At 64.8% G+C, this 15,104-nt stretch carries 14 protein-coding genes; 5 read left to right on the top strand and 9 right to left on the bottom strand.

The features are described 5' to 3' along the window. Positions 1–26 precede the first annotated feature (26 nt). Both GGQ67_RS00070 and GGQ67_RS00065 read left to right on the top strand, forming a co-directional pair. Complete coding sequence (locus GGQ67_RS00070; RefSeq protein ID WP_246400050.1) at positions 27–947, top strand: diguanylate cyclase domain-containing protein; 921 nt, start codon at positions 27–29, stop codon at positions 945–947. Between the two features lie 87 nt (positions 948–1,034). After that, positions 1,035–1,565: a carboxymuconolactone decarboxylase family protein gene (locus GGQ67_RS00065; protein WP_183898154.1), complete on the top strand. Its 531-nt coding sequence runs from the start codon at positions 1,035–1,037 to the stop codon at positions 1,563–1,565. Positions 1,566–1,589: 24 nt separating this feature from the next. Here GGQ67_RS00065 and GGQ67_RS00060 read toward each other — a convergent pair whose 3' ends face one another. The 5 genes from GGQ67_RS00060 to GGQ67_RS00040 form a co-directional block, all read right to left on the bottom strand. Next, positions 1,590–3,056: an FAD/NAD(P)-binding protein gene (locus GGQ67_RS00060; protein WP_343056433.1), complete on the bottom strand. Its 1,467-nt coding sequence runs from the start codon at positions 3,054–3,056 to the stop codon at positions 1,590–1,592. A 130-nt stretch (positions 3,057–3,186) separates the two neighbouring features. Beyond that, the gene (locus GGQ67_RS00055) at positions 3,187–4,041 is read right to left on the bottom strand and encodes an ABC transporter permease subunit (RefSeq protein WP_183898153.1); all 855 of its coding nucleotides are present in this window, start codon (positions 4,039–4,041) and stop codon (positions 3,187–3,189) included. Next, on the bottom strand, positions 4,038–4,829 hold the full coding sequence (locus GGQ67_RS00050) for a taurine ABC transporter ATP-binding protein (RefSeq protein WP_183898152.1): 792 nt from the start codon (positions 4,827–4,829) through the stop codon (positions 4,038–4,040). The genes GGQ67_RS00055 and GGQ67_RS00050 overlap by 4 nt, the downstream gene beginning before the upstream one ends. Before the next feature lie 65 nt (positions 4,830–4,894). Next, positions 4,895–5,908, bottom strand: a complete 1,014-nt coding sequence (gene tauA, locus GGQ67_RS00045; RefSeq protein ID WP_183898151.1) for a taurine ABC transporter substrate-binding protein — start codon at positions 5,906–5,908, stop codon at positions 4,895–4,897. Positions 5,909–6,085: 177 nt separating this feature from the next. Then, a complete protein-coding gene (locus GGQ67_RS00040; protein WP_183898150.1) occupies positions 6,086–6,670 on the bottom strand; it encodes a HutD/Ves family protein in 585 nt (194 codons plus the stop codon). 77 nt (positions 6,671–6,747) lie between these two features. Here GGQ67_RS00040 and GGQ67_RS00035 point away from each other — a divergent pair, with 77 nt between their 5' ends. Next, on the top strand, positions 6,748–6,942 hold the full coding sequence (locus tag GGQ67_RS00035) for a hypothetical protein (RefSeq protein ID WP_183898892.1): 195 nt from the start codon (positions 6,748–6,750) through the stop codon (positions 6,940–6,942). Between the two features lie 91 nt (positions 6,943–7,033). Here the strand turns inward: GGQ67_RS00035 and hutU are convergent, their stop codons facing one another. The 4 genes from hutU to hutI form a co-directional block, all read right to left on the bottom strand. Beyond that, the gene (hutU, locus tag GGQ67_RS00030; protein ID WP_183898149.1) at positions 7,034–8,722 is read right to left on the bottom strand and encodes a urocanate hydratase; all 1,689 of its coding nucleotides are present in this window, start codon (positions 8,720–8,722) and stop codon (positions 7,034–7,036) included. A 57-nt stretch (positions 8,723–8,779) separates the two neighbouring features. Then, entirely contained in the window at positions 8,780–9,580 is an 801-nt protein-coding gene (hutG, locus tag GGQ67_RS00025; RefSeq protein ID WP_183898148.1) for an N-formylglutamate deformylase, read from the bottom strand. A 199-nt stretch (positions 9,581–9,779) separates the two neighbouring features. Further along, complete coding sequence (gene hutH / locus GGQ67_RS00020; protein WP_183898147.1) at positions 9,780–11,315, bottom strand: histidine ammonia-lyase; 1,536 nt, start codon at positions 11,313–11,315, stop codon at positions 9,780–9,782. Then, a complete protein-coding gene (gene hutI / locus GGQ67_RS00015; protein ID WP_183898146.1) occupies positions 11,312–12,574 on the bottom strand; it encodes an imidazolonepropionase in 1,263 nt (420 codons plus the stop codon). Before hutI ends, hutH begins: the two co-directional genes overlap by 4 nt. Before the next feature lie 121 nt (positions 12,575–12,695). On the opposite strand from hutI, the gene GGQ67_RS00010 reads away from it, so the two are divergent. Together GGQ67_RS00010 and hutC are read left to right on the top strand one after the other, a co-directional pair. After that, positions 12,696–14,057 carry a formimidoylglutamate deiminase gene (locus GGQ67_RS00010; protein WP_183898145.1) on the top strand — a complete coding sequence of 454 codons (1,362 nt, stop codon included), beginning with the start codon at positions 12,696–12,698 and terminating at the stop codon, positions 14,055–14,057. A 57-nt stretch (positions 14,058–14,114) separates the two neighbouring features. Further along, positions 14,115–14,834, top strand: coding sequence for a histidine utilization transcriptional repressor HutC (gene hutC, locus GGQ67_RS00005; protein WP_183898144.1), 720 nt, complete (start codon positions 14,115–14,117; stop codon positions 14,832–14,834). Positions 14,835–15,104: the final 270 nt, after the last annotated feature.

Here is a 15,104-nt window from a genome sequence, read left to right as displayed (position 1 = left end):
CCGAAATCGGCGCCGACCCGCTTTCCATGGATACATCCGCCGAGCTTGCCCATCTGAAGAAGCTGTTCGACCATTCCTCGCGTGCCGCCCGCATCGGCGTATGGGAGTGCAATCTCGCGGACGAGAAGCTGGCGTGGACCGACATGGTCTACGAGTTGTTCGACCTTCCCATCGGCCATCCGCTCAATCGCGACGAGACCGTCAAGCTCTATACCGAGCGGTCGCGCATCGAGCTCACCATGCTCCGCGATCGCGCCATCAGGGAGCGATCCGGCTTCAGCCTCGACGCCGAGATCATCACGGCCAAGGGCAATCACCGCTGGATACGCATCACCGCGACTGTCGAATGCGAGGGTGACCGCCCGGTCCGGATCTTCGGCATGAAGCAGGACATCACCGCCGAGAAGAAGCTTTTCGACGAGATCCGCTATCTCGCGGAATTCGACCTGTTGACCGGCCTGCCGAACCGGGTTCAGTTCCAATCCACCTTCGACACGCTTTGCGCGACCGAGGCGTCAAGGCAGACAGTCGCGCTGTTCCTGATCGATCTCGACGGTTTCAAGCAGGTCAACGACCGGCTCGGTCACCAGGCCGGCGACCAATGCCTGCGCGTGGCGGCCAATTGCCTGCGCACGGTGCTCGGCGGGGCCGAGCTCGTGGCGCGCATCGGCGGCGACGAATTCGCCGTGCTCCATCGCTGCGGATCGAGCGATGAGGCGGCCCGGATCGCCAGCTCGATCGTCACCTCGCTCGCGGCATCCCGCGACGACGATGGCCGCCATATCGGCATCGGCGGCTCGGTCGGCGTGGCGCTCGCCACCGGCTACCGTGCGCCGAAGGACATCTTCGCGGCCGCCGACGGCGCGCTCTATGCCGCCAAGAGCGGAGGCCGCAATCGCTTCAGTCTCGCGCAGCCCTCCTTCACGTCTCAAATCCACGCCGCATAGGGCACATGCCGCTCGCTTGTGGCTTTTCATGCGGCGCGCTTTTGCGCTAACAGCTCGATATCGACATGATCCAGCGAGCAACAAGACATGAGCCACATTCCGCAGATCGATTACGACACCGCCTCCGACGAGATCCGCGCGGCCCACGATGAGGAAGTCAGGGTTCGCGGCCGGATGACCAACATGAAGCGGACGCTGCTGCATTCGCCAGCCGCGCATCGCATCTACGCGGAATGGTTCACGCTGCGCGCCGAGCTCGCCTCGATCGGCGACCGGCCGATCTGGGTCTTCTCCCACGCGATTTCGAAGGCCTGTAACTCGAAGATCGCCATCACCTTTTTCCGCCGCGCGCTGATCAACAATGGCTTTGATCCGGACGCGCTGCAACTGTCCGAGGAAGAGGCGCTGCTCGACGCGTTCGGCAAGGCGATCGTGGTCGATTCCAACGCCATACCGAGCGAGATCTGGGTGCGATTGAAGCAACGCTACGACGCCAAGACGCTGGTCGATCTGGTCGCCTTCGCCGGTATCATGATCGCGACCGCCGTCTTCAACAATGTCGTCGAGGTCGACTTCGATCCGGAGCTGGAAGCGTTCGCCGAGGGCGCTGCTCAATAGAGCGCTACGGTTTATCGAGAAATATCAATGTGATTTGAGGCTTTTCTCGACTTTTGTATCAAGTTCTCCCGCGACGAATACCGTGTGTTCGGTGATCTGCGGCAGGCCCATCAGCTCGCCGAACGTGCCGCGTGCCAGAGGGCCTGAGATCAGCAGCGTCGGATCTGGTCGGCCGTCGCCGGCAAGCGCCTCGGACAACTCGTTGCAGGCGATGCCGAGGCCGGTCGGGTCCAACTGCAGGTGGCCGAGGTCGTGCAGTTTCTTGAGCCATGGCTGACTGTTCAGAATGCCGCCATGTGCCGGGCCGGTGGTGACGACCACCGCATCATAGGCCCGTTCCAGCAGGACGCCGTTGCGCAACCGAAGCACGACACTGATGTCATCGTCCTGGCGCCTGATCGCGGAAACGGAAGCGGCCAGCACTTCCATGCGGCCGCTTGCCACCGCCCGGTCCAGCACCTCTTCCACCTGCGGCGCGATCCGGAAGCGGTGCACGTCCCAGAAAGGGCGAAGGTGGCGGACGATCCGGCGGCGTTCCGGCACGGGCAAGGCCCGCCAGATCGCGTGCCCATGACCGCGCAGCTGATCCAGCACCGCATGCCAGGTCAGGCCCGACTGCTCGGCGTCGCGGATGGTCTGGCGAACCAGCCGCAAGAGCTGCGTGGCGCTGTGAACAGGCGCGGCCTCGAACTCCCCGAAAGGCTCCTGCTGGACCGGGGCATGTCCTCGAGACCTCAGGCCCCGTCTCGAGATCGACGTCACCGCGCCGCGGTGCCCCACGCTCTCGAGCGACGCCACGACATCGGCGGCCGTCAGCCCGTTGCCGACGACAAGCAGGCGGGCATCCGGGTGAATGGCGTCGAGCGCGCCCGGCTCCGTGGCATCGGCCACGAACCTCGGGTGGCCGGCAAGCGCCAGCAGGGCCGATGGCGTGGACGGCGAGGGGTGGCTGGTCGCGATGACAAGATAATCGGCAAAGGTCTGGCCGCCCTGGCTGTCCGAAATCCGCCAGAAGGCGCCATCGCGCTCGACATCGGTGACCAGCGCGCGCCGGTGCCTGACCGCGCCCGTCTCGACGAGCGGCCGCAGCGCTGACGCAACGTATCGGCCAAACAGCTGACGGCGCGGAAAGATCGCACCGTCCGCGCGGCGCGCGGCGGGATCGTCGGCGATCGCGTCGTTGAGCTCGATCCATTCGAGGAAATCGCCCTGATGCTCCGGCAGGAGGCTCATGCGGGCCGCCGGCACGTTGATGCGGTGGGCGGGGTCGTCCGTGTCATAGGCGAGGCCGCGGCCAAGCTCGGCGCGCGGCTCGAAAACGGTGATGGCGGGCGGATGCTCCCGGCCCTGAAGCGCCAGATGATAGGCCACGCCCGCGCCCGAAATGCCGCCGCCGATGATCGCCACCAGCGGTCGCCGACGAGCGCCGCCCGGTCCCGCCGGTGAAGAGGCCGGAAGAAAGGCCGAGGAAGGGAAGGTGTCGTCATTCACGATCAGCGGTCCATTTCGGTCTGTCTCTCGGCATTGGTAATCTAGGTCTCGGTCGGCCGTCTGGCAACGCCGGCCGATCCCTGCTCCAAGATAGAGTAACCGACCGCCGCCAAGCGGGGATGGCGCTAGCCTAGCTCTTCCCCTTCCATGGCACGAGCACGGCTTCCAGCATGCGGATAGCGGCGCTGAAGGAGAAGGCGCAGGCGGCGATGATGCCGATGCCGACGAAGACGACGTCGGTCGCCAGAAACTGCGACGCCGACATGATCATGTAGCCGATGCCTCGGGTCGAGGCGATCAGCTCCGCTGCCACCAGCGTGCCCCAGCCGATGCCGAGCGCGATCCGCAGACCCGTCAGGATCTCCGGCAGCGCCGAGGGAAGCACGATGCTGACCAGGATCTGCCACGGCCGGGCGCCGAGCGAGCGTGCGGCGTTGACGCGTTCGATCGGCAGCGAGCGCACGCCGGCCTGCGCCGAAAGGCAGATCGGCGCGAACATGGCGAGCACCAGGAGCGTCACCTTGGAGGTCTCGCCGATGCCGAGCCAGATGATCATCAGCGGCAGATAGGCAAGCGGCGGCAGCGGCCAGTAGAACTCGATGGGCGTATCGAGCACGCCCTTGATCCAGCGGTTCAACCCCATCAGCAAGCCCAAGGGAATGCCGACGACGGTGGCGATGGCGGCGGCGGTGACGATACGAAACAGGCTCGCCGAGACGTGCTCGTAGAGCGAGGCGCCGGCATAGCCGTCATTGTAGATCGCGCCTACCTGCGTCCAGACCTCCTGCGGCGTCGGCAGGAAGAGACGCGGCACCAGCGCCAGCTTTGCGACCAGCCACCAGGCAGCCAGAAGCACCAGCGCGGTTGCGATGCTGATCAGCACCGTTGGCTTTTCGCCCGCGCCGAAGCCTTTCATCTTCACGAGCCTGGGCTGGTCCGCGGGAGTACCGATGACGACGCGGCCGGTTTCTGTAAAATCGCTCATTCGGCTGCACTCCTCAGCTCTTCCGACCCATGCAGGATGTCGCGGATTTCCTCGCGCAGGCTGGCGAATTCAGGCGATGTCTTTACCGCCCGGGCATCCCCCGTTTCAGCGAAGCGACGGACGAAATCGAGGTCGAAGCGGGCGACGATGCGGCCCGGGCGCGGCGACATCACCACGACCTGTGTGCCCAGAAACAATGCTTCCTCGATCGAGTGGGTGATGAAGAAGATGCGGGTATGCGTCTCCTTCCAGATTGAGACCAAGAGCTCCTGCATCTGTTCGCGGGTCAGGCTGTCGAGCGCGCCGAAGGGCTCGTCCATCAGGAGCACGTCGGGTTCGGTCGCTAGCGCTCTGGCGATGCCGACGCGCTGGCGCATGCCGCCCGAGAGTTCATAGGGGAAGGCGGCTGCGAAATCCTTGAGGCCGACGAGATGAAGCAGTCGTTCGGCCCGTTCGCGGCGGGCGACTTTCGGCACGCCGGCGAATTTGAGGCCGAGGGCGACATTGTCGATCACCGTCTTCCAGGGCAGCAGCGTATCCTTCTGGAAGACAACGCCGCGATCGGCACCCGGCGAGGTAACGGGCCGCCCATCGAGCGTGATCGCTCCATCGGACAGCGGCAGGAAGCCGGCGATGGCGTTGAGCAGCGTGGACTTGCCGCAGCCCGAGGCGCCGAGCGCGACCACGAAGCTGTTTTCGGGAATGGCGAGCGAGACGCGGTCGAGCGCATGAACCGTCCGGCCGTCTCGTGTCTGGAAATAGACGCTCGCGTGATCGACTTTGAGCATGTCAGGTCTCTTCGAAAATGAGGACGCCGGCGCGGTGCCGCGCCAGCGTATCCGCCGAAATCGGCTTAGTTGCTCGGCTTGGTCAGCGCGTCAGCGGTGACGAAGGCTGCGTAGCTCGGCAGCACTTCGCCGACCTTGCCCTGCTCCTTCAGGAAGGTGGCGGTATCCTTGAGGATCTTGGCAGCACCGGCCTTCTCGCCGCCGCCGAGCCATGCGTCGGATGCCTGGACGTCGGGCGTCAGAAGCGTCAGGTTCTTCAGCGCCGCCGCCTGCTGTTCGGGCGTGCCGCCGAGCGCCTTGGCGAGCAGCTTGGCGTTTTCGCTATCGGCTTCCCAGGCTTTCTTGTCGTTGGCGAAGGAGGCGTAGTAGGTGTTGATGACGCCGGCGAAGCTCTTCAGGAACGCCGGGTTTTCATCGGCGAATTTCGAGGCCGCGACCCAGGCCGAGAAGGTCGGCGCGCCCTTGTCGGCGACATCCTTGGAGGTCACCAGCACCTTGCCCTTCTTCTTCAGTTCGCTCAGCGCCGGATCCCAGACGAAGCCGCCATCGATATCGCCGCGATTGTAGCTGGCGACGATCTCGGGCTGCGGAATGGCGAAGACCTGCACGTCCTTCTCGCTGAGGCCGAGCGACTTGATCAGCGCCAGGAGCTGGTAATGGTCGGTGGAGACGGGGGCTGCCGCGAGCTTCTTGCCCTTGAGATCGTCGAGCGAGTTGATGCCCGAACCATCGCGCACGACCAGCGCCTCGTCGATGCCCGAGATCGAGGAGAGGTAGAAGGCCTTGACGGCAAGGCCGCGCGAGGTTGCCGCCGCGAACGGGCTGGAGCCGACATAGCCGACCTGCACGTCGCCGGAGGCGATGGCCGCGAAGATCTCGGCGCCGGAATTGAACTTGCGGAAGTCGATGTCGTAGCCCGTCGCCTTGGCGAACTCGCCATTGGCGATGGCAACCGACGACGGCAGTGCGTCCGTCTGATAGGCAACGACGACCTTCTTGTCGGCTGCCTGCGCGAGGAACGGCGCGGCTACCGCCGCCACGCCAAGTGTAAGTCCCGCGATGAGACCCTTGATATTCATGTTTCGCCCCCAGATGCCGCGCTTGTGCGCCGGCTCAACGTGTTTCGACGGGAAAACACTAAGGCGGGCCATGGTTGGCACACAGATAAAACTATCTATTTTATAGAGTATAGCGACAATATTGTTTTGCGCCTGATTTGCCCGGTGGACAATTGCGGCTTGTCGGTCGTTGCCGCGTCAGGCGGCATCCATGGTGATGAGGTAGCAGAGCGCCTGGCCATCCATCTCGAGCGAAATGCCTGTCGCATCCTGCAGCAGCAACGTGTCGCCTTCACCAAGCGAGACCTCTCCATCCGGCCAGGTGAGATTGACCGCGCCGCGATGGCAGAACACCAGCAGCGTGCCGGATGCGCCGCCGAATGTGACTTCACCATCGACGACGACACGTTCGACGCGGTGCCACAGACCACCGCGACGCGTCATGACGTTGAGATCCGTGATCGGCCCGGATTTGAGTGTTGCCGACACCGCGACGTCGGCGGGGAAGGCGAGGGGCGCGCTCTCCTGCGTCAACAACACTGGAGCACGACCGTCGATCGCAAGCGACATGCCTTCGCCGTCGAGGATCGACAAGGTCCTGTCGATGCCGGGGAAGATCGAGAACGGCCCATCGGTTGCGACCGTCGCCATGCTGATGCGCCAGTCGAACTCCGAAAGTGCCGCCCCCTCCGGCGAAATCGCAATCTCCACCGTCTCCCCGCCGCCGTTCTTCCACGGCATGCGGCGATAGCTGCTGGCGGTCAGGATTGTGGCGCGGGGCATTGGATCTCCGGAGATTGCAAATGGGCGGGGCGTGGAGGACACTCACGGGACTGCAGGTGAATGGTGGAACCGTCAACATGGCAAAGGACGCCCGGATCGATCAACCGGAAACGGCGCCGAAGAAGCGCCGCATCGGTTTCATGGAGGGCATGATCAACGTTCCTGACGACTTCGACACGATGATGGCCGAGGAAATCGAAGACATGTTCTATGGCGGTGACCTTTTTCCTCCTGAAGACCCAATCAAGCCGATCGTAACAGACAAGGAATGAGCGGGGACGTTCGAGCGAAGGCTGATTGCATCTTCTCGACCATCCTTCAATATCCGGGCCTCATACCTTTCTGAGGCCCGGCCTCTCTCTATCAGTTCCCGAGAATCCCCGGCAGCCGCAGGCCCTTCTCCTTGGCGCAATCGATCGCGATGTTATAACCGGCATCGGCGTGGCGCATGACGCCGGTGGCCGGGTCGTTCCAGAGCACGCGTTCCAGGCGCTTGGCCGCATCGTCGGAGCCGTCGGCGCAGATGACCACGCCCGAATGCTGGCTGAAGCCCATGCCGACGCCGCCGCCGTGATGCAGCGAGACCCAGGTGGCGCCCGATGCGGTGTTGAGGAGCGCATTGAGGAGCGGCCAGTCGGACACGGCGTCCGAGCCGTCCTTCATCGCTTCCGTCTCGCGGTTCGGCGAGGCGACCGAGCCGGAGTCCAGATGGTCGCGGCCGATGACGACGGGTGCCGAGAGTTCGCCGTTCTTGACCATCTCGTTGAAGGCCAGCGCCAGGCGGTGGCGATCGCCGAGGCCGACCCAGCAGATGCGGGCCGGCAGGCCCTGGAAGGCGATGCGCTCACGCGCCATGTCGAGCCAGTTGTGCAGGTGCTTGTTGTCGGGGAGCAGTTCCTTCACCTTGGCGTCGGTCTTGTAGATATCCTCGGGATCGCCCGAAAGCGCTGCCCAGCGGAACGGGCCGATGCCCCGGCAAAACAGCGGGCGGATATAGGCCGGCACGAAGCCGGGGAAGGCGAAGGCGTTTTCCAGACCCTCATCCTTGGCGACCTGGCGGATGTTGTTGCCGTAGTCGAGCGTCGGCACGCCTGCATCCCAGAAGGCGACCATGGCTTCGACGTGCTTTTTCATCGAGGCGCGGGCGGCGGCCTCTACGGCCTTCGGATCGCTTTCGCGCTTGGCCTTGTGCTCGGCGACGGTCCAGCCGATCGGCAGATAGCCGTTGAGCGGGTCGTGGGCGGAGGTCTGGTCGGTGACGATATCGGGGCGTGGGCCGCCGGCCTTCATGCGCTTGACGAGCTCGGGGAAGATCTCGGCGGCGTTGCCGAGCAGGCCGACGGACTTGGCTTCGCCTGCCTTGGTCCACTTGTCGATCAGGGCGAGCGCTTCATCGAGCGTCTTCGCCTTCTCATCGACATAGCGGGTGCGCAGGCGGAAATCGATGCGGGTTTCGTCGCTCTCGACCGCGAGGCAGCAGGCGCCGGCCATGACGGCTGCGAGCGGCTGCGCGCCGCCCATCCCGCCGAGACCACCCGTCAGGATCCACTTGCCCTTGAGGTCGCCGTTGTAATGCTGGCGGCCGGCTTCGACGAAGGTCTCGTAGGTGCCCTGCACGATCCCCTGCGTGCCGATATAGATCCACGAGCCGGCGGTCATCTGGCCGTACATGGCGAGACCCTTCTTATCCAGCTCGTTGAAATGGTCCCAGGTCGCCCAGTGCGGCACGAGGTTGGAATTGGCGATCAGCACGCGCGGCGCATCCTTGTGGGTGCGGAACACGCCGACCGGCTTGCCGGATTGGACCAGCAGCGTCTCTTCTTCCGTCAGCGTCTTCAGTGTCGCGACGATCTGGTCGAAATCCGCCCAGGTGCGGGCGGCACGGCCGATGCCGCCATAGACCACCAGCTCATGCGGGTTTTCCGCCACCTCGGGGTCGAGATTGTTCATCAGCATGCGCAGCGGCGCTTCGGTCATCCAGCTCTTGGCGTTGAGCTCGGGGCCACGAGGGCTTCTGACATCGCGAATGTTGTGGCGTGGATTGCTGGTCATTGCGGTTCCCCTTATCCGGGTTGGATGGCTTGTTGTTTCAGGCTTGTTTCTTGAGGCTTATTTCTTGAGGTTGGGCGCGATCGCGGCGATGCGCTCGAGGATGTCTTTCAGATGACCGCGCAGGCGCTCGGCCTTGCCGGTGTCATAGGCGAAGGGCGGCTTCTCGGTCTGAAGATGGGTGGACTGCGCCAGCTCCATCTGGATCGCATGCACGCCGGTCTCCGGCCGCCCGTAATGCCGCGTCGTCCAGCCGCCCTTGAAGCGGCCGTTGAGGATGCTGTCGTAACCCGTAGCCGACGCGGTCGCGGCAACGACCGCCTGCTCGATCCTGCTGTCGCAGGTCTTGCCCATATCGGTGCCGATATTGAAGTCCGGCAGCTTGCCTTCGAAGAGGAAGGGGATGTGCGAGCGGATCGAGTGGCAATCGTAGAGGATCGCGACGCCGTGGATCGCCGTCACCCGCTCGATCTCGGCGGCGAGTGCCACATGATAGGGCGCGTGGAAATCGCGCAGCCGCTCGGCGATATCGGCCTCGTCGGGCGTCTCGCCGTCCTTCCAGATCGACAGGCCGTCGAAATCCGTCGTCGGCACCAGGCCGGTGGTGTTCTGGCCGGGGTAGAGGCTGTTGCCTGCGGGATCGCGGTTGGCGTCGATGACGTAGCGATGGAAGGTGGCGCGGACTGTGGTGACGCCATCAAGCAAGCCGTCGTAGAGATCGTGGATGTGCCAGTCGGTGTCGGCGAGCAGCTTGCCGTTGTCGTTCAGGCGATCCCAGATGGCAGACGGCACGTCGGTGCCGGTGTGAGGGAAGCCGAGGATGACGGGCGATGTGCCCTGGCGGGTTTCGTGGGTGGTCATCGCGAAGCCCCCTCCCCAACCCCTCCCCACAAGGGGGAGGGGCTTACGGTCGAGACCGGCCTCACCCTTGCGGCAGGAACCTCAGGCGCTGAGTTGAACGAACGGGCGAAACCAGCGCCACGGCTTAGCCCCTCCCCCTTGTGGGGAGGGGTTGGGGAGGGGGCTGAACCCCAGAACTCGACATTCATCATCATCACCATCACGCCTCCAACACCGGCAGAATGCCCGAAGACACCGCCGCATTCAGCCCACCCGAGGCCACCAGATCGCTCGCCGCCTGCAGGTCACCCGCCATGTAGCGGTCGACCTCCAGCGTCGGCACCACTGAACGGATCGCGGCGATGGCGCTCGAAAGCTCCGGGCTGGTGGCCAGCGGGGCGCGGAATTCCACACCCTGGGCCGCCGTCAGCGCCTCGATGCCGATGATCGAGAACAGGTTGTCGGTCATCTGCAACAGGCGGCGGGCGCCGTGGCAGGCCATGGAGACGTGGTCTTCCTGGTTGGCCGAAGTCGGGGTGCTGTCCACCGAGGCCGGGTGCGACATCTGCTTGTTCTCCGACATCAGCGCCGCCGACGTCACTTCGGCGATCATCAGGCCGGAGTTGAGGCCGGGCTTCTTGGCGAGGAACGCGGGCAGGCCGTAGGAGAGGGCCGGGTCGACGAGCAGCGCGATGCGCCGCTGGGCGATGGCGCCGATTTCGCAGACGGCGATGGCGATCTGATCGGCGGCGAAGGCGACCGGTTCGGCGTGGAAATTGCCGCCGGAGACGACGGAATTGTCAGACAGCACCAGCGGGTTGTCGGTGACCGCGTTGGCCTCGATCTCCAGCGTCCGGGCGACCGAACGCAGGAGATCCAGGCAGGCGCCGTCGACCTGCGGCTGGCAACGGATGCAGTAAGGATCCTGGACGCGCTCGTCGCCCTCGATATGGCTCTGGCGGATGACCGAGTTATCGAGAAGGGCGCGCAGCGCAGCGGCGGTGTCGATCTGGCCCTTGTGGCCGCGCAGCGTGTGAATGTCGGGGTGGAACGGAGCGGACGAGCCCATGGCGGCGTCGGTCGACATTGCGCCGGTGATGAGCGCCGCCTGTGCGGCGCGGTGGGCGCGGAAGAGGCCGGCGAGCGCCAGCGCGGTGGAGGTCTGGGTGCCGTTGATCAGCGCCAGGCCTTCCTTGGCGGCGAGCACCACGGGTGTCAGGCCAGCCTTCTCGAGTGCCGCGGCGCCGGTCAGGCGCTCGCACTTATAGAAGGCTTCTGCCTCGCCCATCATCACGGCGGCCATATGCGCCAGCGGCGCAAGGTCGCCGGAGGCGCCGACGGAGCCTTTTTCCGGGACAACAGGGATGACGCCCTTTTCCAGCATGCCCTCGATCAGCCGCACCAACTCCAGCCGCACGCCGGATGCGCCGCGACCGAGCGAGACGAGCTTGAGGGCCATGATCAGGCGGACGATGTTTTCAGCAAGCGGCGCGCCGACGCCGCAGCAATGCGACAGGATGAGATTGCGCTGGAGCGTCGCGACGTCGGCGCTGTCGATCTTGATCGAGGCGAGCTTTCCGAAGCCGGTATTGATACCGTAGACCGGCGCGTTGCCGGCGGCGATCTCGGCGATGCGCGCGGCGGCCTTGTTGATGCCGGCGTCGAAGGAGCGGTCGAGCACTGCCGGCTCGCCGGTCCAGTAGATCGTTTCCAGATGCTTGAGCGATACGGAGCCGGGATGAAGAGTGATGGTCAACGGTCGATCCTTTCGCCCTTGAAGACGTGTGCGTGAAGCGGGTTGAAGCCGATGCGGTAGACGAGTTCGGCGAGGCTCTCGACATCCCAGATGGCGAAATCGGCGGACTTGCCGGTTTCGAGCGTGCCGGTTTCGTCGATGAGTCCGAGGGCGCGGGCACCTTCGCGGGTGGCGCCGGCGATGCATTCCTCGACGGTGAGGCCGAACAGGGTGGCGGACATGTTCATGGTCAAGAGCAGCGAGGTCAGCGGCGAGGTGCCGGGGTTGCAGTCGGTGGCGATGGCGATGTGGGCGCCGGCCTCGCGCAGCGCCTTGACCGGCGGCTTCTGCTTTTCGTTGATGGCGTAGAAGGCGCCGGGCAGGAGCACGGCGGCGGTTCCGGCCGCGGCCATGACGACGGCGTCGTCGGCGGTGAGATATTCGAGATGGTCGGCGGAGAGCGCCAGATAGGAGGCGGCGAAGCGGGCCCCGCCGAGGTTGGAGAGCTGCTCGGCATGGAGCTTGACGGGGAGGCCGAGCTGCTGGGCGCGATCGAAGACGCGGCGCATTTCCTCGACGGAAAACGCAATGCCCTCGCAGAAGCCGTCGACGGCGTCGACCAGACCTTCGGCATGCGCCTGTTCGAGGCCTGGCAGCACGACATCGGTGATGTAGTCGCCGTTGCGGCCCTTGTATTCGACCGGCGTGGCATGGGCACCGAGATAGGAGGTGACGACGCGGACCGGGCGAAGATTGCCGAGAGCGCGGGCGGCGCGCAGCATCTTCAGCTCGGCTTCGATGTTCAGGCCATAACCGGACTTGATCTCGATCGTCGTCATCCCCTCGGAGAGAAGCGTGTCGAGACGCGGGAGCGATGCGGCGACGAGGCCGTCGACGGAGAGCGCGTTGGTGGCTTTCACGGAGGAGACGATGCCGCCGCCGGCGCGGGCGACCTCTTCATAGGTCGCGCCATCCAGCCGCATCTCGAACTCGCGAGCGCGGTTGCCGCCATGGACGATGTGGGTGTGGCAATCGACGAGACCCGGCGTCACCCAGCGGCCTTCGAGATCGGTGATCTCGGCGCGCTCGATCGCCAGGACCGGCAATTCGCTTTCCGGGCCGGTATAGGTGATGCGGCCGGATTCGACGACAACAGCGCCCTTCTCGACAACGCCCAGGCCTTCCTTGGCCGGATCGAGCGTTGCCAGGCGGGCGTTGCGCCACAGGTGCGGCCGAGCCTCTGCCGAGGTCTGCCTGTCTGGAAAATTGTTCCCGTTCATCAGCTTTGCGCCTTTCCTTACGCCTCAACATGTATATACATAATAAACAGGTGACAAGGAAAAATTTGGGCGTATCTCTGGAAAAGAAAGAGATGCTTCCGCAGAAGGAGAGAAAACGGTCATGGCTCAAACAGTTGCGACGACACTCCACGCGCGCGCCGCTCTTCTGCCGGAGGGATGGCGGGAGAATGTCCGGCTGACGCTCGACGGTGGACGCATATCGCGCATCGAGACATCGGTTGATGCGGAGCCTGCCGACGAACGCCATCATACGCTCGTTCCGGCCATGGGGAATCTCCACAGCCATGCTTTTCAACGCGCCATGGCGGGCTTGGCCGAGGTAAGGGGCCCCGCCAACGACAGCTTCTGGAGCTGGCGCACCGTCATGTACAAGTTCGCCTTGTCGATGACGCCTGATCATGTCGAGGCCGTGGCCTCGCAGCTCTACATGGAGATGCTGGAGGCCGGCTTTTCCCGCGTCGGCGAGTTTCATTATCTGCACCATGACAAGGACGGTCGGCCTTACGCCAACATCGCGGAACTGGCCGAACGTGTCGGCGCGGCGAGTGCGACGGCGGGCATCGGGCTGACCCTGCTGCCGGTCTTCTACGCCCATTCCGGCTTCGGCGGTGCCGAGGCGATCGAGGGCCAGCGCCGGTTCATCAATTCGCTCGACAGCTTCGCGGCGTTGATGGACGGCTGCCGGAAACTGACATCGCGGCTGAGCGGCGCCGAACTCGGGCTTGCGCCGCACAGCCTGCGGGCGGCCACGCCGGAAGAGCTCACCAAGGTGGTGCCGATGGCGGGCGAGGGGCCTGTTCACATCCACATCGCCGAACAGGTGAAGGAGGTCGAGGACTGCATTTCATGGTCCGGCGCCCGGCCGGTCGAATGGCTGCTCGACAATGCCGATGTCGACGACCGCTGGTGCCTGATCCATGCCACCCACATGACCGACAGCGAGACCCGCGAGATGGCGCGGCGCGGCGCGATCGCCGGCCTCTGCCCGATCACCGAAGCCAATCTCGGCGACGGCACCTTCCCGGCGCCGCTGTTTCTGGAAGAGGGCGGGCGTTATGGCGTCGGCTCCGATTCGAACGTGCTGATCTCGCTCCCCGGCGAGCTCAGGCAGCTCGAATACTCGCAGCGCCTGGCGCTGAAAGCCCGCAACGTCATTGCCACATCCGGCGGCTCGACGGCGCGAGGTCTCTTCGACCATGCGATCACGGGCGGCGGTGCGGCGCTGAAGGCGCCGGGCGGTTTGGCGGTCGGGCACCACGCCGATATCGTAGCCCTCGACACGTCGGCTGTGCCTTATCTCGCCGGCGATCAGCTGCTCGACCACTGGATGTTTGCCGGCGGTGTCGCGGTCGACAGCGTCTGGGCGTTGGGTGAGAAGAAGGTCGAAGGCGGCCAGCATATCGGCCGCGAGGCGATCAATCGGCGCTTCCTGAAGGCAATGAGCGAATTGCTGGCGGCCTGACGGCCTTCCCCGACTCGGACATTGCCGATAGACCGGGAAGAAAAGCGGAGCGTGACGATGGATCAGGGCAGGGACATCACCTTGCATCAGCGGATCGTGAACGACATCGAAGGCCGCATCGTCTCTGGCGAGTGGCCGCCGGGTCACCGCATTCCGTTCGAGCTCGAGCTCACCAAAGCCTATGACTGCTCGCGCATGACGGTGAACAAGGCGTTGACCCAGCTCGCCAAGGCCGGCCTGATTGAACGCCGCAAGAAATCCGGCAGCTTCGTCACCCAGCCGCAGGCGCAATCGGCCGTGCTGGAGATCCACGACATCGCCGCCGAGGTGAAATCGCTGAACCTTGCCTATTCGTTTTCGGTCGCCAGACGCGCCAAGCGCAAGGCGGACGCCGACGATAACAGGCGCCTCGAGCTGCAGCCGGGCTCCTCCGTCGTCGAGGTGGTCTGCATCCACCATGCCGGTGGACGTCCCTTCTGTCTCGAGGAGCGCCTGATCAGCCTCGCCACGGTGCCCGAGGCCGAGGATGCCGACTTCGCGAACCTGCCGCCCGGCGCCTGGCTGATCAACCAGATCCCATGGTCGAGCGCCGAACACCGCATTCAGGCGGTTGCGGCGGGAGGCGAAGCAGCGACGTTGCTCGACATCGCGCGCAATACCGCCTGCCTCGTGGTCGAGCGTCGCACCTGGAGCAATGTCGGCCCGGTTACCCATGTGCGGTTTACCTATCCCGGCGACAAACATGCGCTGGTGGCGCGGTTTACGCCGGCGTCTTGAGGTTTGGGGCGTCGGGAACGTCGTTACGGCCTACTTTAGCGTTTTGCCGAGCCATACCCCCCTCTGCCCTGCCGGGCATCTCCCCCACAGGTGGGGAGATTGGCTGGGCGCAGCCGCTCGCTCTACCTTCATTGTTTGATTGGGGAGCAAGCGGCGAGCCGATCTCCCCCCTTGTGGAGCCATTGCAAAATCCCACCGTTGTGATTCTCTGTCTTAACGATTAGCGGAGATGATGGGATGTCGGTTCGAGATGGTGGCCAGTTCAGTTTC

Origin of the sequence: Rhizobium metallidurans (assembly GCF_014196505.1) — a bacterium.
Taxonomy (GTDB): domain Bacteria; phylum Pseudomonadota; class Alphaproteobacteria; order Rhizobiales; family Rhizobiaceae; genus Rhizobium; species Rhizobium metallidurans.
The sequence above is the reverse complement of the archived record's forward strand: the minus strand, read 5'-3'. Positions and strand labels throughout refer to the sequence as shown.